At 70.3% G+C, this 18,023-nt stretch carries 14 protein-coding genes and 3 pseudogenes; 7 read left to right on the top strand and 10 right to left on the bottom strand.

From position 1 onward, the window contains the following. From ACX25U_RS35620 to ACX25U_RS35595, 6 genes and pseudogenes are all read right to left on the bottom strand, one after another. Positions 1 to 198, bottom strand: a pseudogene (locus ACX25U_RS35620) (NF041680 family putative transposase); the annotation flags it as partial. Between the two features lie 322 nt (positions 199 to 520). Continuing rightward, positions 521 to 1,930, bottom strand: a complete 1,410-nt coding sequence (locus ACX25U_RS35615; protein WP_454386138.1) for an MATE family efflux transporter — start codon at positions 1,928 to 1,930, stop codon at positions 521 to 523. 5 nt (positions 1,931 to 1,935) lie between these two features. Then, the gene (locus tag ACX25U_RS35610; protein WP_454386136.1) at positions 1,936 to 2,964 is read right to left on the bottom strand and encodes a cysteine synthase family protein; all 1,029 of its coding nucleotides are present in this window, start codon (positions 2,962 to 2,964) and stop codon (positions 1,936 to 1,938) included. 37 nt (positions 2,965 to 3,001) lie between these two features. Beyond that, positions 3,002 to 4,372 carry a Y4yA family PLP-dependent enzyme gene (locus ACX25U_RS35605; RefSeq protein WP_454386134.1) on the bottom strand — a complete coding sequence of 457 codons (1,371 nt, stop codon included), beginning with the start codon at positions 4,370 to 4,372 and terminating at the stop codon, positions 3,002 to 3,004. After that, on the bottom strand, positions 4,363 to 5,388 hold the full coding sequence (locus ACX25U_RS35600; protein WP_454386132.1) for an ornithine cyclodeaminase family protein: 1,026 nt from the start codon (positions 5,386 to 5,388) through the stop codon (positions 4,363 to 4,365). The genes ACX25U_RS35605 and ACX25U_RS35600 overlap by 10 nt, the downstream gene beginning before the upstream one ends. Positions 5,389 to 5,417: 29 nt before the next feature. Beyond that, positions 5,418 to 6,443: a TauD/TfdA family dioxygenase gene (locus ACX25U_RS35595; protein WP_454386130.1), complete on the bottom strand. Its 1,026-nt coding sequence runs from the start codon at positions 6,441 to 6,443 to the stop codon at positions 5,418 to 5,420. A gap of 268 nt (positions 6,444 to 6,711) precedes the next feature. Between ACX25U_RS35595 and ACX25U_RS35590 the strand changes: the two genes are divergently transcribed. From ACX25U_RS35590 to ACX25U_RS35575, 4 genes are all read left to right on the top strand, one after another. Further along, positions 6,712 to 8,265, top strand: coding sequence for an ABC transporter substrate-binding protein (locus ACX25U_RS35590; RefSeq protein ID WP_454386128.1), 1,554 nt, complete (start codon positions 6,712 to 6,714; stop codon positions 8,263 to 8,265). Between the two features lie 86 nt (positions 8,266 to 8,351). Then, positions 8,352 to 9,272: an ABC transporter permease gene (locus ACX25U_RS35585; RefSeq protein ID WP_454394658.1), complete on the top strand. Its 921-nt coding sequence runs from the start codon at positions 8,352 to 8,354 to the stop codon at positions 9,270 to 9,272. Then, the gene (locus ACX25U_RS35580) at positions 9,269 to 10,117 is read left to right on the top strand and encodes an ABC transporter permease (protein WP_454386126.1); all 849 of its coding nucleotides are present in this window, start codon (positions 9,269 to 9,271) and stop codon (positions 10,115 to 10,117) included. The genes ACX25U_RS35585 and ACX25U_RS35580 overlap by 4 nt, the downstream gene beginning before the upstream one ends. Further along, positions 10,114 to 11,619, top strand: a complete 1,506-nt coding sequence (locus ACX25U_RS35575; RefSeq protein ID WP_454386125.1) for an ABC transporter ATP-binding protein — start codon at positions 10,114 to 10,116, stop codon at positions 11,617 to 11,619. Before ACX25U_RS35580 ends, ACX25U_RS35575 begins: the two co-directional genes overlap by 4 nt. 94 nt (positions 11,620 to 11,713) lie before the next feature. On the opposite strand, the gene ACX25U_RS35570 is transcribed toward ACX25U_RS35575, so the two are convergent. Next, a complete protein-coding gene (locus ACX25U_RS35570) occupies positions 11,714 to 11,980 on the bottom strand; it encodes a hypothetical protein (RefSeq protein ID WP_454386123.1) in 267 nt (88 codons plus the stop codon). A gap of 203 nt (positions 11,981 to 12,183) precedes the next feature. Here ACX25U_RS35570 and istA point away from each other — a divergent pair, with 203 nt between their 5' ends. Together istA and istB are read left to right on the top strand one after the other, a co-directional pair. Continuing rightward, positions 12,184 to 13,536 carry an IS21 family transposase gene (gene istA / locus ACX25U_RS35565; protein WP_454386121.1) on the top strand — a complete coding sequence of 451 codons (1,353 nt, stop codon included), beginning with the start codon at positions 12,184 to 12,186 and terminating at the stop codon, positions 13,534 to 13,536. Continuing rightward, positions 13,533 to 14,156: pseudogene (istB, locus tag ACX25U_RS35560) on the top strand (IS21-like element helper ATPase IstB); the annotation flags it as partial. The gene istA and the pseudogene istB, both read left to right, overlap by 4 nt. Before the next feature lie 464 nt (positions 14,157 to 14,620). Here istB and ACX25U_RS35555 read toward each other — a convergent pair. From ACX25U_RS35555 to ACX25U_RS35545, 3 genes are read right to left on the bottom strand one after another with little or no spacing between them, the layout of a single operon-like run. After that, positions 14,621 to 16,258 (bottom strand): integrase, encoded by a 1,638-nt coding sequence (locus ACX25U_RS35555; protein WP_454386119.1) that lies wholly within the window; start codon positions 16,256 to 16,258, stop codon positions 14,621 to 14,623. 12 nt (positions 16,259 to 16,270) lie between these two features. Continuing rightward, entirely contained in the window at positions 16,271 to 16,585 is a 315-nt protein-coding gene (locus ACX25U_RS35550; protein WP_454386118.1) for a helix-turn-helix domain-containing protein, read from the bottom strand. After that, entirely contained in the window at positions 16,582 to 17,646 is a 1,065-nt protein-coding gene (locus ACX25U_RS35545) for a tyrosine-type recombinase/integrase (RefSeq protein WP_454386116.1), read from the bottom strand. Before ACX25U_RS35545 ends, ACX25U_RS35550 begins: the two co-directional genes overlap by 4 nt. Positions 17,647 to 17,791: 145 nt before the next feature. On the opposite strand from ACX25U_RS35545, the pseudogene ACX25U_RS35540 reads away from it, so the two are divergent. Next, positions 17,792 to 17,941, top strand: a pseudogene (locus ACX25U_RS35540) (ATP-binding protein); the annotation flags it as partial. Positions 17,942 to 18,023 lie beyond the last annotated feature (82 nt).

The following is an 18,023-nucleotide window of genomic DNA, read 5'->3' as shown; positions in this document are numbered from 1 at the left end:
CCCGTGCCCGCGCCGGTGCTCGGCCGTGAGCGTCAGCTCGACCAGTGATGTCACCGGCCCATCCGCACACAGGACCGCGTCGGTGAGCTCGAAGAGCGCATCCGTGCGGGTGTAGAGGCAGTCGTAGAACTCGACACGAAAGTGGGACAGGACGTCCAGTGCGGCGTCAGCGGACTGTTCAGGGGCGAGACTCTTCATCAGCGGCCGTTCCTTCACGCGACGTTGCTCGACACCTCGAAGCGTGAAGAACGGCCGCCCTGCTGTCTCGTGAAGAAGCCAAGGTCAGCAGGTCGGGTGATCCGGCGAGGTTAAACACCAAGCTGAAGGCAGGTTCGTGCTGCACGAAGGTGCACGCAGATTGCGGATCTCGTCTCTTGCGCCGCGACCCCGCCTGGCGCCCCAGGCTCCCGCGCGTGTGGTGGCAAGACGCGAGGGCTGTATGGCGATGTCCGCAATCTTCCGGGAACTCGCGTTCAGGTGACACGGCAGGCTGGATGGCGTGGTTATTACCGCCGCAGGTTCAGGCGGTTGCTGTCGTGAGGGGCCGGGCAGTGGCGGTGAGGGCGGCGTTGTAGCGGCGTAGCAGGAGGATGGCTGTCGCTGCGAGGCCGGTGAGGAGGCCGAGCCAGATGCCGACGGTCTCCAGGTGGAGGGCGTAGGCGAGGAGCCAGGCGGTGGGGAGTCCGATGACCCAGTAGCCGATGAGGGTGATGCGGAAGCCGCTCTTGGTGTCGTGGAGTCCGCGCAGGAGTCCGACGCCGATGTTCTGGGCGCAGTCGAAGAACTGCAGGAACGCGGTGACGATCAGTAGGTGGGTGGCGATGGTGAGGGCTCGGCTGGAGCCGGCTTCGAGGAAGGGGGCCAGCACCAGCCGGGGCGCGGTGAGGTAGAGGATGCCGACGCAGGTCATGACGGCGGCGGCGCAGGCGAGCGCGGTGTTCTTGATGCGGCGGGCGGCGTCGTGGTTGCCGAGTTCGAGTTCGCGGCTGACGTTGATGGACGCGGCGTGGGACAGACCGACGGCGACCTGGAAGACGATGTAGACGAGTTGGTTGACGGCGGTGTGGGCGGCCAGTGCGTCGGGGCCGAAGGAGCCGGCCATCAGGGCGGTGACCGAGAAGAATCCGGCTTCGGAGCCGTAGGTGAGGGCGATCGGGACGCCGAGGCCGAGGAGCCGCTTGAGCACGGCCGGGTCGGTGCGGGTGATGTCGAGGGTGAGGAGCGGGGCGAGCGTGCTGTCCCTGCGCGCGGCGATGTACAGGGCGAGGAAGGACAGCAGGTGGACGGCCGAGGTGGCGATGCCGACGCCTGTCAGACCGAGGCGGGGAAGCCCGAAGGTGCCGTGGATGAGAACCCAGTTGAGGCCCGCGTTGACGCCGATGGACACGAGGGTGATCTGGAGCAGGGCCTGGGGGCGGCGCATGCCCACGGTGAACTGGCGGACGGCCTGGAACCACAGGCAGGGCAGCAGGCCGGGGGCGAGCGCGTACAGCATGTGCTGGGTGAGCCGGACGACGTCCGCGTCCTGGCCGAGCCAGGTCAGCAGTTGCCCGATGAAGATCATGATGACGGCGCCGGCGAGCCCGGCGAGGGTGGCGACGGCCAGGCTCGCGCGGACCACGGCTCGCGCCTCGTCGTGTGCTGGGTGCGCCGGCTCCTGCGCGTCGTTGGTGCTCTGGGCCGCCTGTTCGGCGCGGGCGGCCGCGGCGGCGACCTGGTTGCCGACGGAGGTGACGAGGCCGACGCCCATGGTGCGGATCTGGTTGAAGATCACGATGGCGAGGCCGCCGGCGGCGAGTTCGGTGGTGCCGAGCAGTCCCATCATCACCGTGTCGGTGGTCGTGAGGGCGACCTGGGCGAGCTGGGTGAGGATGAGCGGGACCGCGAGAACGCTCAGGGCACGGCTGTCGCGGAGGAGGGTGGTCAGCATGTGGTCTACCGGTTCCTGCGGAGTTTGGTGAGGAGTTCGTCGACTTCCCGCTCGGTGTCGGGGCTCAGGAGGTCGCGTTCGCTCATCCAGTCGTCGTTGAAGACGGTGTCCATGTATTTCTCCCCACCGTCGTTGACCAGGGCGACCATAGTCGTTCCCGGCGGCAGGGCGGGAAGGCGGGTCAGGGCTTCGTGAACGACGCCGCCGGCCGAGCCGCCGATCAGCAGGCCGGTTCGGGCGACGGCGCGGCAGGTCGCGAACGCCTCGACGTCGCCGACTTTGACGCCTTCGTCGATCAGGTTGAAGTCGACCAGAGCGCCGATCTCGGCGCCTTCGGGGGTACCGGTGCCGGACTGGTAGTAGTCGTGGGCGGGGCCGCCGAAGGCGATCGATCCCTTGGGTTCCACGCCGATGACGGTGAGGCCGGATATCAGCTTGCTCAGCTCGCGGCCGGTGCCGCACAGGCCGCCGCCGGTGCCGACGGCGCCGATCAGTACGTCGATCCTGCCGTCGAGGGCCTCGGCCAGTTCGTGGGCGACGGGGAAGTAGCCGACGCCGTTGGCGGGGTTGTTGTGCTGCTCGGTGAAGATGGTGTTGTCCTGGCCGCGCGCTATGTTCTCGGCGAGTTCCTCACGCGCGGCGGTGGCGAGTTCCTCGGTGCCGTCGTCGACGACGTACACGAGTTCGGCGCCCAGGGCCTTCATCGCGCGGAGTTTGTCGGCGGCTGCGTGGTTGTCGACGACGGCGGTGAAGGTGTAGCCGCGTTCGGCGGCGATCACCGACAGCCCCAGGCCGGTGTTGCCGGAGGTGGACTCGATGATCCTGCCTCCGGCGCGCAGGTCTCCGGCGGCTTCGGCGGCGTCGACCATGGCGCGGGCCATGCGGATCTTCGCGGTGCCGGTGGGGTTGAACATCTCCAGCTTCAGCAGCAGGCGGCTGCCGGTCTCGGTGACGGCGAGTTCCAGCAGGGGGGTGTAGCCGATGAGGTCGGATATGCGGGAGACCACGGCGGGGCGCTGAAGGGCTCCGGGCATCGAATGCTCCTGTGGGGGGCGACGGCGGGGTGCGGGGTCAGGTGAAGTGGCGGTCCAGGCGCCAGCGGGGCCGTGGGCGGTCGGTGTGGTCGATGACGACCTTGGGTGGCAGGGGCAGGTCGTGGAAGGGGGACTCGTTGGAGTCCATCTGGTACCCGGCCGTGTTCGGGTACAGCAGGAGATCACCGGGGCGTGGGCGGCGGGGGAAGGCGATCTTGCGCCAGGTGAGCATGTCCGATTCCAGGCAGGTGGCCGCGCCGATGCTCGCGGGGAACGTTCCTGCGGGCGCGTCAGGTTCCTTTGGGATCAGCACTGGGTCCGGCAGGTATTCGCTGTTGAACCACTGCTCGGACAGGCTCAGGCTGGAGCCGTCGACGGTCAGGATCTGGTAGCCGTCACGGTCCTTGACGCCCTGGACGGTGAAGACGGTGGCTCCGGCCCGGTCGAGCAGGGCACGGCCGGGTTCGAGGAGCAGCTCCAGACCGGCGTCGCGCAGGACTTCGGCCAGGGTGGTACCGGAGTTCTCGGGGCAGGTCGCCAGGAGCGCGGCCAGAGCGTCTGCTCCGGCAAGTGGGGAGTGGTAGGGGTAAAAGTCGCTGGCCTGGAACATCTTGCCGGCGTGGTAATGGGAGGGGCGCTGCGTGGCGAGGAAGGTGTGCCAGGTGTCGGCGTCGGTGTAGCTGATGGGCAGACCGCCGCCGATGCTGATCCGGCCGGCTTCCAGCCCCTTCACGCGGGCTGTGAGGCACAGGCCGGCGAGCCGGGCGGCCAGGTCGGCGCGGGGCTGCAGGGCGTAGCCGGACAGGTGGAAGCTGAAGCCTTCCATGCGCAGCGCATCACCGGCCTTCGCGCAGCGGTCCATGGCGGTGGCCAGTTCCTCTTCGGTCATGCCGAACCGGCTGTGCGGCTGGATGGGGGGTAGGACGCGCAGCAGGATCCGGGCGGGGCGCACGCGCCCGTTCAGCGCGCTGGTGATGACGGTGTCCAGCTCGTCGAGTGCGTCGACGGCGACGAGGGCTCCGTGCTGGAGGGCCAGGCACAGCAGGTGGGGATCCTTCGCGGGCCCGGTCACCACGAGGTGCTCGCCCCGCACTCCGTGGCCGAGCGCCTCGCGCAGTTCCCCGGCGGAGGCCACGTCCACTCCGGCGCCCAGGGCCGCGGCGCGTTCGGTGAAGACGGCTGCCTTGTTGGCCTTCTTCGCGAAGTACACGAAGCCGTCCACGCCGGCCGCGACCAGGGCTTCCCGCATGGCGTGCAGGTTGGCGTCGAAGGCGTCGGGCAGGAGGAAGTGGAAGGGGCCGCCCAGGGCGTAGGCGAGTTCGGGCAGGAGCCCGCTGGCCACGACCGCGTCGGTGGCGGCATCGGGCCGTGCGGGAAGGGCCGGATGCCCGCTGGTGGTCACTGCCACAGCGGCACCTCGGTGCCCAGCCCCTGGGCGATGGCCAGTTGGGCGAAGCGGTGGCCGAGCGCGATGTCGGTGACGACGAGACCGCTGTTGTAGGCGAAGATCCGCTCGCTCTCGCTGAACCGCCCGGCGGTGATCCCGGCGATCACGGCCGGGAGCTCGGCGTCGACGGCGGGGAACTTGCCGTCGGCGTCGGCCATGTCGGTGCCGGTGACGTGCATCTGCGCCTCGCTGGTGGCGATGACGCGGTCGGCCTGGTGCAACGTGGACGGCGAGAGTCCGTGTCCGACGAGCACGGACAGTGCGCCCGGCTTGAGCCAACTCGCTTCGACGGCGGCCGGGGTGTGGGCGTCGGCCGTCGCGACGATGACGTCGGCGTCCGCGGCGGCGTCCCGCAGATCGGTGACGATCTCGACGTCCCGGTCGGGGAAGTGGGCGCGCAACTGCTCGCGGACGGCCGCGATGCCCTCGGGGTGGGTGCCGAACACCATCAGGCGGTCCAGGGAGGGAACGGTGGTGAGCAGGAAGGGCAGGGCGAGGCGCCCTTGGGTTCCGGTGCCGATGACCAGGGCGGAGCGGGCGCCGGGCACGGCGCACTCGCGGGTGAGGAGGGCGGAGACGGCCGGGGTGCGCAGGGAGCCGATGCGGGAGCAGTCCATCATCGCCACCGGCAGCCCCGTGACGTCGTCGTAGATGGTCAGGGCGGTGTAGTAGTGCTGCTCCTCGCGGCCCTTGTCCAGGCCGTGCTTGTACGACGTCTTGATCGCCACGACGTTGCGGGAGCCGTCCCGGCCCAGCATCGCGTAGGAGACGGAGTGTCCGTCCTGCGGCTTGACGGTGAGCTTGCGGGGGTTGTCGGACTGGCCGGCGTGCAGGGTGCGGTAGGCGCCTTCCACCGTTTCCACCACGTCGGCCAGGGATATCTCGATCCCGGCGAGGTCGCTGGTGGACAGGATCCGCAGGTGCTTGTCGTCGCCGGATACCGGGGTGCCGGCGGGGGCGGTCGAGGTGTCGGTCATGGGTGATTCCTCCCGTGTGGTGCGGGTGTTCAGCTCGCGTACGCTTCGAGGGCGGCCTGGCCGTATCCGTGCTCGGACGCTTCGGTCGGCGGGCGGGTGTGCCGGCCTGGGACGCGGACGGAGGTCCGCTTGAGCCACCGGTCGGTGCCGTCGTAGCGGGCCTGGAAGGGGACCCGGCCGTGTACGACGAGGTCGTTGTCGACCACGAGCACCTCGCCGGGGCCGAGGCTGACGGCGACCGAGACGCGGGCGAGTTCGTCCGAGAGCCGCCCGTACGCCGCCCGGTACGCCTCGCCGGCGTCTTCCAGGGGCGTGTAGGCGGGGTCGTAGCGCAGCGTCATGCCCTCCTCGGCGGTGAACAGCGCGGGCACCGGAGGCGGGGCCTGGTCGGTGAAGTGCTGGGCGGCCTCGTAGGCGTCGTCGGGCAGGATCGGCACCACCGCGCGGGTGAGCTGGTCGATGTCGGTGTCCGCGAGCCTGACCTTGCGGATGCTGGCGGCGGTGGTGGCGATCCGGTCGTGGTTGCGCATGCAGCCGAGCATCAGCAGGTGGGCCCGGCCGGGATGGAAGGCGTCCTCGGTGTGGGGGCTGAGCAGCACGGTGGACGACGCGCCGGTCTGCTCGGTCTCGTGTCCCGGAGAGGGGACGATGTTGTGCACGAACCGGCCGTCCTGCTGGCCCTCCCAGGCGATCGGGTTGCCCATCACGGTGGCGAGCAGCAGCAGGGCGATGTCGTAGAGGGCACCGCTGTCGCTGGCGGTGGCCCAGCCGGCCGGTGTGGGACCGATCTTGGTGTCGTCGACCTCGAGGCCGCGCAGGACGAACAGCCCGTCGGCGGTGTCGACGGGCCGGCAGTGGTGCCGCAGAGTGTCGCTGAAGCCTCCGACGACTTCCTGGACGCGGGCAAGGAGTTGGGGGCTGGTGGCGGACGTGCCGAACTCGGCGAGCAGTTCCTCCGCCGCCCCGTGGAGTTCACCCACGGTGCGGGCATCGAGCTGGCGGACAGGTGCGGCTGCCGTGCTCATGGCGAAGAAGTCCGTTTCAGTCGGGGTCATGGGGGGCCGGTTTCCTGGCGCGGCTCCCCGGCTTCGGGTGGCGAATATGCAACTGGCCGCAGAGAAAATGCCGTTGGGGTGATTGCGTGCTGCGGAACCCCGGCGCGCCAAGACGCTAGCACCTAATTTAGGTTAGGCAAACCTAATCTCTAGTTTTCGTCGGATGACTCCGGGCGTACGTCTCATTGCGGGCGGCATCTTGCGGAGGCGGTTGCCGTTAGGGTAGGCAAACCTAAGCAACCTGTGGCTTCGTGGAACGAGGACGTACGTGAACATCAACAGGCGCCAAGTGCTGTGGGCCGGCGGGGCGATAGGCGCGACGACCCTGCTCGCCGCCTGCTCCTCCAGCGGTGGCGATACCTCCTCCGACCCGGCGGCGAGCAATGGCAAGCCCAAGAGCGGCGGCACCCTGCGGGTGGGCGCGCTGGGCCGGGCGAGCGCCATCACCCGCGACCCGCACGGCACCCAGGCCAACGAGAGCGACTACCTGATCATCGCCCTCGTCTACGACACCCTCACCGTCCCCGGCGCCAAGTCCAACACCGTGGCCCGCCTGGCCAGTTCGTGGGAGTCGTCGGCCGACCTGAAGACCTGGAAGTTCAAGATCGCCAAGGGGGCGGTCTTCCACGACGGCACCCCGGTGACCGCCGAGGACGTCGTCTGGTCGCTCAAGCGCCTGCGCAACACCCCGTCCGGCTCGGCCCGGCTGCCCGGTATCAAGGCCGAGAACATCACCGCCGAGGGCACCGACACCGTCGTCATCGTCTCCGACTACGCCAACGCCGAGTTCCCGGTCCTGACCCGGTTCACCACCTTCGTGCTGAAGAAGGGGACCAAGGAATCGGAGATCGCCAAAGCGCCCGGCACCGGCCCGTTCAAGCTGGACTGGTACCGCGGCGGCAACGCCCGCCTGGTGCGCAACGACAAGTGGTACGGCCCGGCGGTGCACCTCGACGCCATCGAGGTCACCATGTTCGAGACCCCGCAGGCCATGGCCAACGCGCTCCTCGCCGGCCAGATCGACCTTGCCTCCAACGCCGGCGCGGTCGCCGCCCGCACCGCGGCCACCCGCAAGGACCTCCAGATCCTGCGCCGCCCCAACGACATGGCGATGCCCATCGTCATGCGCACCGCCAAGGGCAGCCCGTTCGCGGACGAGCGGGTGCGCGAGGCGATGCGCCTGGTCGTCGACCGCGAGGCGATGGTCAAGCAGGTCCTGTCCGGCTACGGCACCGTCGCCAACGACATCCTCGGCACCGGCGACCCCGACTACGCCAAGGACATCCCCCAGCGCACCCGGAACCTCGCCAAGGCCAAGACGCTGCTGAAGGACGCGGGCTTCGACCTGTCCAAGACCTACGACCTGGTCACCACCGACGACATCGCGGGCCTCGCCGACTCCGCTGCCCTCTTCGCCAACCAGGCCCGCGAGGCGGGCATCAAGGTGAACGTCGTCAAGCAGGAGTCCGGCGCGTTCTGGCAGAAGACCTGGAAGGCCGGCGACTTCTACACCACCTACTGGGGCACCAACGACTCGGTCGTCTTCTTCGCCTCCAAGACCATGGTCAGCGACGCCGGACAGAACGAATCCGGCTGGGCGGACAAGGAGTTCGAAGCCGCCTACCGCAAGGTCATCGGCACGAAGGACGGGAAGCAGCGCGCCGGCTACCTCAAGCAGCTCCAGCAGATCGAGTACGACAGCTCCGGCTACCTGCTGTGGGGCATGGCCGACGGCATCGACCTGGCCGCCTCCAAGGTGCGCAACCTGCCCAAGCTCGCCGGCTACGGACGCGTCCAGCTCGAGGGCGTGTGGCTGAGTTGAGCCCGCTCACCCAGGCCGGTGCGATGGCCGCTCCCCCGGCGGGGACGGCCACCGCGCCGCGCCGCGCGCGCCACCCGGCCGTACGGGTGGCCGCCGCTCTCACCCGTCGGGCGCTCCTGCTGATCGTCCTGCTGGCCGTGGTCTTCGCCGCCGTTGAACTGCTGCCCGGGGACGCGGCCAGCGCCACCTCCGAACGCGGCGCCACCGCGGCCGATCTCGCCGCTCGCCGGCACCAGCTGGGCCTGGACCGGCCGGTATGGGAACGCTTCTGGGACTGGATGACCGCCCTGCCGACCGGTGACCTGGGCACCTCCGCCCAGGGCCAGAAGGTGACCGACCTGCTCGCGGACCCGCTGCCCAACACCCTCATCCTGGGCCTGAGCGCGTTCGCCCTCACGGTCGTCCTCTCCCTGCTGCTGGGCTGCTGGGCCGCCGCCCGCCCGGGCCGGCTCATCGACCGCGTCATCGGCCACGCCTCGACGGCAGCGTTCGCCCTGCCCGAGTTCGTGATCTCCGTGGTCCTGCTGCTGGTGCTCTCGCTGTGGACCGGCTGGCTCCCGGCGGTCACCGTCACCGGCAGCGACGGCAAGCCCGCCCAGTGGACCATGCTGATCATGCCGGTGATCGCCCTGGTCATCCCGCAGACCGGCTGGAACGTCCGGATCGTGCGCGGAGCCCTCGCCGACCAGGCCACCACCACCCATGTGGAGGCCGCTCACCTGGACGGGCTGCCGGTCCACCGGGTGCTGCTGCGCCACCAGTTGCCCGGCGCCGGGCCCGCCATCGCCGCGGGCTTCGCCACCTCCACCGGCATGCTGCTGGGCGGCGCCGTGGTCGTGGAGACCCTCTTCAACTACCCCGGGATCGGCAACCTGCTGGCCGGTGCCGTCGCCTCGCGCGACACCCCGCTGATCGCCGGAGTCGTCGCCTGCGCGGGTGCCGTCATCAGCCTCGTCCTGCTCACCGCGGACCTGATCCGCGAGGCCACCCTGGGAGAGAGCGCATGACCACCACCGTCGCCCCGGCGGTCGCGCGCCGGCGCACCGGACGCACCCGCCCCCTGGTGCTGACCGCCGTCGCCGTCCTGCCCCTCGTCCTCACCGTCGCCGGTCCCCTGCTGGCCCCGCATGCCATCGACTCGCCGGTCACCGCCCCGTTCGCCCCGCCGAGCGCCGACGCCCCGCTGGGCGGCGACCAGTTGGGCCGCGACGTCCTCAGCCGCCTCCTGCACGGCGGCACCCTCCTCGTGGCCGGCGCGCTGCTCGTGGCCGCCGTGGTCACCGCGGCCGCCGCCCTCATCGGCTGCTTCGCCGTCCTGCGCCCCGCGCTCGGCCGGGCCGTCGAACGCTGCGCCGACGTCGCGATCCTGCTGCCGCCGCTGCTGGGCATCATGCTGATCGCCCTCACCTGGCCCGGCGGCGGACGCTGGGCCGTCATCGCCGCGGCGGTCGTCCTGGGAATCCCCTACGCGGTAAGGGTCGTCGCCGCTGCCGCCGCCCCGCTCGCCTCCGCCGGCTACGTCGAGGCGGCCATCACCCGCGGCGAGTCCACCGCCTACATCGCCCTGCGCGAGCTGCTGCCCAACCTGCGCTCCACGGTCCTGACCCTCTTCGGACTGCGGTTCGTGGAGGCGGTCTACATCATCTCCATGGCGGGCTTCCTCCAGATCGGACCCCAACCCCCGGCATCCGACTGGTCACTGATGGTCCGCGAGAACGCCCCCGGCATCCTGCTCAACCCCTGGGCCGTCGTCGCCCCGAGCCTGGCCATCGCGGCCGTCGCCATCACCATCAACCTCGCCACCCAGGCCCTGGCCCCCGACACCACGCAGAAGGCGGTCACCCGCTCGTGAGCGACCTCACCCACCACGACCGAGCCCGCACCGGAACGGATGCCCCGGCCGTCGCGGCACAGCCGGTGGCGACCGTCACCGGCCTGGAAATCGCGCTGCCCGACGGCACCGTCCTACTGCCCGCCACCTCCGCGGTCGTCCGGTCCGGCCAGGTCACGGCCCTGGCCGGCGCCTCGGGATCAGGCAAGACCACACTGCTGCGCGCCCTCATCGGCCACCTACCCGACCGGGCCGCGATCACCGCCGGCACCCTCGACGTCCTCGGCACGCAGCCCCACACCCTCACCCCCGACGCACTCCGACGCCTGCGCCGCACCCGTGTCGCCTACGCCGGCCAGGAACCCGGCTCGGCACTCAACCCCCGAATGACGGTCCACCGCCTGGTCGCCGAACTGGCCATGGACCCCTCCGCCGAGTCGGTCCGCACCCTGCTGACGGAGTGCCGGCTCCCCACCGACCTCCTCGGCCAACGGCCCACCGCCCTGTCCGGCGGACAACAGCGGCGCGTCGCCCTCGCCCGGGCCCTCGCCCGCACCCCGGAGATCCTCCTCCTGGACGAACCCACCGCCGGACTCGACACCGCCCTGCGCGACGAGATCGCCCACCTGCTGCGCCGCCTCGCCACCAGCCGGAACCTGGCCGTCGTCCTCGCCACCCACGACCCCGCCCTGGCCGAGGCGTGGGCCGACCACACCGTCCGGCTCACCGCGCGCGGCACGCAGCCGCCAACTCCCGCGCCGCGCAAGGCCGAGCCACCGGCAACGGCCGTATCGGAACGCCCATCCGGGCCAGGGCTGTCCGCGCAGGGTGTAGAGGTCTGCTTCCGGGACGGTCGCAACCGCCGCCCCGCCCTGGCCGAACTCGACTTTACGGCGCCGGCCGGCTCCGCCACCGCCGTGATCGGCCCCTCCGGATCGGGCAAGACCACCCTCCTGCGGGTCCTCGCCGGACTGCACCCGCCCACCAGCGGCCATCTCACCCTCGACGGCCAGGCCCTGGCCGCCACGGCGCGCCGCCGGACCCGCGAACAGCAGCGCCGCATCCAGCTCGTTCCGCAGAACCCGCTCGCCGCACTCAACCCCCGGCGCACCATAGGGCACCAGCTGGCCCGCCCCCTACGCCTCCACACCAGCCTCACGGCCAAGGAGATACCCGAGCGGGTCACCCAACTCCTTCAGCAGGTGGAACTCCCCAACGACTTCGCCGACCGCTGTCCGAGCGAGCTGTCCGGCGGCCAGCGCCAGCGGGTCTCCATCGCCCGCGCCCTCGCCGCCGGCCCCGACATCCTCCTCTGCGACGAGGTCACCTCCGCCCTCGACACCACCACCGCCACGGCCGTCATGGACCTCCTCACCCGCCTGCGCAAAGAGCACGGCACGACCCTCGTCGTGGTCTCCCACGAACACCACCTGATCACCCGCTACACCGACACCGCCCACCTGATGGACACCGGCCGGATCACCACCAGCGGCCCCACGGCCGAACTCCTGCCAGTGGTGTGACCCGGAAGGCACCCAGCACCTTGGCCACCGGTAAACGGTGCCCTGCCCCCGCGCCGTTCAGCCTTGCGCGGGAATCGGGGTGTCGGGCGCGGGTTCAGGCGCCCGCCCCGGGGGTGGCGACGTGCAGGGGGCAGATCACCGGGGTGCCGTGGACCGGGTCCGTGAGGATGACGCTCTCCACGCCGTAGAGGTCGCGCACGAGGTCCGGGGAGACGATGGCGGAGGGAGCGCCCTGGGCGACGATCGCGCCGCTCTTGAGGGCGATCATGTGGTCGGCGTAGCGGCAGGCGGTGGTCAGGTCGTGGAGGACGAGGACGGGGGTGCGGCCCCGCGCGGCCAGGGAGCGGACCAGTTCGAGCACTTCGAGGGCGTGTGTCGGCGTACACCTGAACGTCCCCACCCGCGTACGGATGAACGCGGCCAGTTCCTGATGCGCTGAGGGGTGCTGCTCGGCACTCTGCTGCTTGGTCGGTGTAGGCGGCGGAGGGGCGGTCGACGATGGTCTTGGACCCGCATCGCTGGTTGGAACTGCGACGTTTCCGTGGCCTGTTGGAGTCCGGGGCGATGAGCCTGTCGGAGATCGCCAGGGAGACGGGGCTGGACCGCAAGACGGTCCGCAAGTACCTCTCGGCGCCGGGCCCGGCGACCCCGCCGCGCCGGTCGGCGAACGGGCGGTCCCTGGCCAGGAAGATCGACGAGTTCGCGCCGCTGATCGACTCGATGCTGCGGGCCGAGGTCCTGATGAAGGCATCGGTGATCCACGAGCGGCTGGCCGCTGAGTACGGTTTCACCGGCAACTACCAGCGGACCAAGCTCTACGTCCAGCAAGCCCGCCCCCGCATTGCCGAGGAACTCGGCATCACCCCGAAGGAGCTGGCGGGCCTGCACCGCCGCTTCGAGGTCATCCCGGGTGCCCAGGCCCAGGTGGACTGGGGCGACGAGGGCAAGATCCTCGCCCACATGGGCATTGGGAAGGTCTACTCCTTCCACATGACGCTGTCGTACTCCCGCGACCCGTTCTGCTGCTTCACCACCAGCCAGGATCTGCAGACCTTCTTCGACTGCCACCGGCGGGCGTTCGCGCACTTCGGCGGGGTGCCGATGACGATCGTTTACGACCGCACCAAGACCGTCGTGCGCCGGCACGTCGCCCCGGGCGAGGCGGTCCCGCTGCACCCGGAAGCGGTCGGCTTCGCCGGCCACTACGACTTCGACATCGACGTCCTGGCCGCCTACCGCCCCACCGGCAAAGGCCGGGTCGAGCGACAGGTCCTCATCGTCCGCGACCACGTCCTGTCCGGCCGGGCCTTCTCCTCCATCGAGGAGATGGACGCCGCCTTCGCCGCCTGGGTGCCGCAGCGGCGGGCCCAGATCCACAAGACGCACCGGGAGGTCATCGGCGAGCGGGCGGCCCGCGACCACGCGGCCCTCAAGCCGCTGCCGCCGACCCCGTATCTGGTGGCCGAACGGCACCTGCGGCCGGTCGGCAAGGACTGCCTGGTCGCCTTCGGCGGCAACCTCTACTCGGTGCCCGCCCGCCGGGTCCGCCCCCGCCAGCTGGTGGAGATCCACGCCACGAAGTCGCAGGTCATGCTGCACTCAACCGTCGCGGACGCCAGCGGCGAAACGCTGCTGGCCACGCATCCCAGGGCGGTCGGCCGCGGGGCCCGGGTCGTCAAGGAGACGCACTGGGACGGCCTGCCCACCGGCAAGGGGCGCCGGACCACCACCGGCGACGTGGTGCCCCGGCCCCGCACCAACCAGCCTCTGGGCGAGGAGTCCGGACCGCTGCAGGCCCTGCTGAACCGGGCCGCGGCCACCCGCATCGAGGTCGGCCGCCGACCGCTGTCGGTCTATGACGAGCTGACCGGCACCCGCCCCTTCACCATCAACTCCGCAACGAAGGAGTCCTCTTGAGCGAGCTGACCGGCAACCGCATCCGCACCACGGCCGTCAAGCTCGGCCTGCCCCACCTGGCGGAGACCATCAACGAGTACACCCGCCGGGCGGACGAGGCGAAGATGGGCTACCTCGACTTCCTCGACCTGGTGCTGTCCGAGGAACTGGCCGTCCGCGACGACCGCCGCTTCCGCCAGGGCCTGCGACTCTCCCGGCTGCCGCACCACAAGACGCTCGATGAGTACGACTTCTCCTTCCAGCCCGAACTCGACCCGCGCAAGGTCAAGGACCTGGCCACCCTGTCCTTCGTCGAGGCCAAGGCCAACGCCGCCCTGCTGGGGCCGCCCGGAGTCAGCAAGACACATATCGCCGTCGCTCTGGCGGTCGCGGCCTGCCGGGCCGGCTACTCGATCTACTTCACCAGCCTCGACGACATGGTCCGCAACCTCAAAGCAGCCGAGGCCGCAGGCCGGTTGACCAGCAAACTCGGCACCTACCTGCGGCCCAGCGTCCTCGTCGTCGATGAAGTCGGCTACCAGCCCCTCGAACGAGCCGAGGCAAACCTGGTCTTCCAGGTGATCTCCAAGCGCTACGAGAAGGGATCGATCATCCTGACCTCGAACAAGACCTTCAGCAAAGCGCACATGTTCCGGCGAACCTGTGCCAGGTGCTGCCGAAACTTCACGGGTTCAAGCCGAGGGCGAGGCAGTTGTCGTCACCGCGTCGGGGATCAACGCGATCAGCTGTTGAGACCAGCAATCCGATTGCTGGGTTGCGACCTCGGCGCCGCAGGCATCGCAGACGAGGTTGGGGCCGTCCAGGCCGTCGAGTCCGCAGCATTTGTTGAGGCGCCCGCGGTCAGGGTGTCTGGCCACTCCCGAGATGTCGTCGGGGTTGAGGACGAACACGCCGGTGTGAGGGCTGACCGCGTACGATCCGCGCGGCATCAGCGGCGGCAGGAACCTGTGTCCGGGGGCTTCCTCCGTTACCGGCGGCGGCATTGGCACTTCCCGGAGGTCGGGGCTGATTCGCTGCTGACAGGCACTGCAGGAGAAGACGGTCATGGCCGCAATTTTGCGGGAGTCTCCGGTGCTGTCTCTCGTCATTTCCGGCCCGGCTCCGAGGCAGGAAGTCGCCCCTCGTCGATGTGGTCGGCGAGATAGATCAGGGCGGCTTGTGGGTCCATGCCGAAGGCGGCCGCGACCAGTTTGGGGTCCATGGTGTTCACGAGGTCGACGAGGCGGGTGCTGCGGATCGTCCGGGGCGGGTATCCGCAGGCGTCAAGGACGTGGGATAGATAGGCAGTTGAGGCCGGGCTTCGCCCGGCCTTGGTTCCTTTGGTGACCATCACGTGCGGGTTGGCCGTCGGCCATGCCTCGCGGTGGGCCAGGCAGCGTTGCAGCACATCCCAGGAGGCCGGGTCAAGGGGGACGGGGTGGGGCCGCTTGCCGAGCCGGACGCTCTGGGTCACCGGGTCGACGTCGGTGACCTGCAGCATCCGGACCTCGGAGCTGGAGGCGCCGTGCAGCAGGGCAAGCATGCCGACCAGGGCCTCGTGCGGATGGACATCCTCGTCGGTGGTCCAGCGGCGGAAGAGGTCGCGCTGCTGGTCGAGGGTGAGGGTCCGGCCGCGGAAGCCGTTCGGCTCCTTCGCGGTCAAGGTCCGTGTCGGGTCGACCAGCACGATGTGCTTGGAGCGGGCGAAGCGGAAGAACTGTCGCAGCACGGTCAGCCGCCGCTTGCGGGCCCGGGGCAGGGTGGCCAGGAAGGCTTCGGCGTCGTGAACGTCGACCAGGGCCCAGTCGTCCTTGCCGCGGTGCTCGACGAGGAAGAGGGCCAGGTCGCGCAGGATGGCCAGGGCGGTTTCCAGGGTGTGGTCGCTGCGGGGCCGGGTGCCGGCCCGGCGGGCCCGGTCCTGGGCCCGCATCCGGTAGGCGTCGAAGGCGACGACGGCGGGACGGAGAGTGTCGGGGACGGCGTCGACGCGACGCTTGCGTCGCCCGGCGGCGAGCCGTTCGGCCTGGTCGGTGGGCAGGGACAGGCCGCGGAGGGTGAAGAAGTCCTCCAGCGCGCGGGCGAAGGAGCCCATCGACCGTCCCGGGCGTCGGGACCTTTCCAGCAGCGCCTGGGGCGAGTTGGAGTGCTCGTCCTCCAGGAGCCGGCCCAGGTCGGTGACGAAGCCGCAAGCCCGGGCGACGCAGTGGCGGGCGGCGACATGGGCGACGAAGTCGCCCAGCCATGCGGGCGGGTCGGCGAGCCGTTCGCGAAGGTGTTCGCCGCGGATGAAGGGGCGTCCGGGGTGCTTCTGCCAGCAGGGCGAGCACAGTCCCAGCCCGGCATGCCGCCGCAGCCGGCCGCACTCACGGCAGACCCGGGGCGGCTTTTTCGGTGATCCGGGATGAGAACAAGGACCGCACCAGCCGGTCGTCTCGCGCAGATAGCCCGGTTTGCCGCAGCGCGGGCACGGCTGCTGGTCCTCCAACCGCTCCGCCTTGCGGCGACAGTCCCGGCACAGACGGTTCCCGGCCGCGCGGACCGGATGGCCGCACTGCTCGCAGACGCGCGAACAGAGGATGCACCGGCCGGTGTCCTGCTGGAGCACGCGGTCCTTGCCGCAGGACGGGCACTTCGCCTTGGCGGCCTGTTCCTTCATCCGGCGCCAGCACCGGCAGCAGTGCTGGCGGTCGAGATAACCGACGGGGGCGCCGCAGCTGACGCAGTCCCGTTGTTTCTTGCCCATCGCGTCGGCCGGTTACAGGGGCGGCATTGACCGGCCCCGTCCGGAGGCCACCTGCGGGAGGTCGGCGACGGGCCGGGGCGGTGCGGTGGGCCGCTCGACGGGGGTGGTGTCGACCTCGATCAGGTCGTTGGGGGTGCACTCCAGCGCGGTGCACAACGCGGCCAGCGTGGTCATCTTCACCTGCGAGGGTTCCTTGGTGAACAGCGCGGACACCGAGGCGGAGGACAGTTCCAGGCCGGCCTTCTCGGCCAGCAGCCGCCGCAGCTCGGTGCCGGTCCACACCTCGCGCTGGGCGGCGGCCATCCGCAGCCGCCATCGGATCTTCATGCCGTGGTGTCCTTCCCGGTCAGCTCGGCCAGGGTGCCGGCGACGGCCCGCTGATAGGCGTCCTCGATGAACGTCGCAGAGGGCCGGACATAGCGCATGGTCGAGCTGACCGTCCAGTGCCCGAGCATCTGCTGGATCGCCACCAGGTCGACGCCGCGTTCGTAGTTGTGGGTCGCGCAGGCCCTGCGCAGGGCATGCGGGCTGAACCTCTCCGCGGGCGGGCGCCCTTCGAGCTCCATCAGATACCGCAGCCGGTTACGGATCGTCCCCCGGTGCAGGCTCCCGCCGGACTCGTCGGCGAACAGCACAGGAGAATCAGGGAACTTGGGCCGCACGTCCTCCAGGAACCAGCGCAGCACCAGGTCCAGGCCGTCGAGCATGGGTACCCAGCGCGGCCGCGGTCCGGAGGTGTGGGCTCCCTTGCCGAAGCGGACGTGGAGCTTGCCGAACGGGCCGCGGGTGAAGTGCACGTCCGGCTTCTCCAGCAGCGATGCCTCCTCTGAGCGGAGCCCGGCGTGATACAGCGTCCTAAACAGCGCATAGTCCCTCGCGGCGGGTCCGTACTTCCTCGCCGTCGCGATCCGCTGATTCATGAAGTCGAAGAACTCCGCCACCCGCTCCGGGGTCGGCGGCGGCACCAGGGCCGGGGAGTCGTCGCCGACATGCCGGGAGGCGTTGAATTCGTCGACCGGGCAGACCAGTCGGACGCCGAACGTGGCCTCGATCTCGGCCGCCTTGCGGGCCTGCAGGAACCGGTGGAACCCCTTGAAGATCTGCACATACTCGCGACGCGTCGAGGTCTTGCGGCCCTTCACCGCGAGATCGCCGACCACGCGGTCGATGTCCTCCGGGGTCACCTCCCACGCGGGCCGGCCCAGTGCGGTCAGCGTCCGTTCCAGCAGACCGATGTCGTTGTCGATGGTCACCGGGCTGAACCCGCGGGCCCGCCACGAGGCGACGAACGCATCGACGCACGTGGCCTGGAACTGCCACGGGTCCGTCGCCAGGGGCTCCTGCGGAACGGCTCCGCCCGCGATGACCTGGAGTCTCGCCTCGGCCACCGGCACACCTTCCTCGCACCTGAACGGTCAAGGCAGCACCTGGAAAACCGGAGTGCTACCGCGAGAACCAACGAGGACCCCGGAAACGGGATACGGCCAGGTGGCAGCGACAACCCGTGTGAGGGAACAAGTGCCAGCCCCAGATGAGTGGGACAAGGTCTTCGGCGACGAGGTCCTCGCCACCGCCATCCTCGACCGCCTCCTGCACCACTGCGAAGTGATCGCCATCAACGGCCCCAGCTACCGGCTCAAGAACCGCCTCAAGGCCATCGAGCGAGAGACCGACGTGGCCTGACAGCTGGGGACGTTCGTCTGTACGCACCTGGGGAGAAAAGTCCGTACGCCGACAGCGTGGCCCATGTCGAGGGCCGAGGTGG

It is taken from the genome of Streptomyces sp. JNUCC 63 (genome assembly GCF_054366325.1).
The sequence above is the reverse complement of the archived record's forward strand: the minus strand, read 5'-3'. Positions and strand labels throughout refer to the sequence as shown.

Bases quoted from the DNA above. Each gene is read 5' to 3' on its own strand.
- ACX25U_RS35615 (WP_454386138.1), bottom strand. From the start codon at position 1,930: ATGCTGACCACCCTCCTCCGCGACAGCCGTGCCCTGAGCGTTCTCGCG.
- ACX25U_RS35610 (WP_454386136.1), bottom strand. From the start codon at position 2,964: ATGCCCGGAGCCCTTCAGCGCCCCGCCGTGGTCTCCCGCATATCCGAC.
- ACX25U_RS35600 (WP_454386132.1), bottom strand. From the start codon at position 5,388: ATGACCGACACCTCGACCGCCCCCGCCGGCACCCCGGTATCCGGCGAC.
- ACX25U_RS35595 (WP_454386130.1), bottom strand. From the start codon at position 6,443: ATGACCCCGACTGAAACGGACTTCTTCGCCATGAGCACGGCAGCCGCA.
- ACX25U_RS35580 (WP_454386126.1), top strand. From the start codon at position 9,269: ATGACCACCACCGTCGCCCCGGCGGTCGCGCGCCGGCGCACCGGACGC.
- istA (WP_454386121.1), top strand. From the start codon at position 12,184: ATGAGCCTGTCGGAGATCGCCAGGGAGACGGGGCTGGACCGCAAGACG.
- ACX25U_RS35555 (WP_454386119.1), bottom strand. From the start codon at position 16,258: ATGGGCAAGAAACAACGGGACTGCGTCAGCTGCGGCGCCCCCGTCGGT.
- ACX25U_RS35550 (WP_454386118.1), bottom strand. From the start codon at position 16,585: ATGAAGATCCGATGGCGGCTGCGGATGGCCGCCGCCCAGCGCGAGGTG.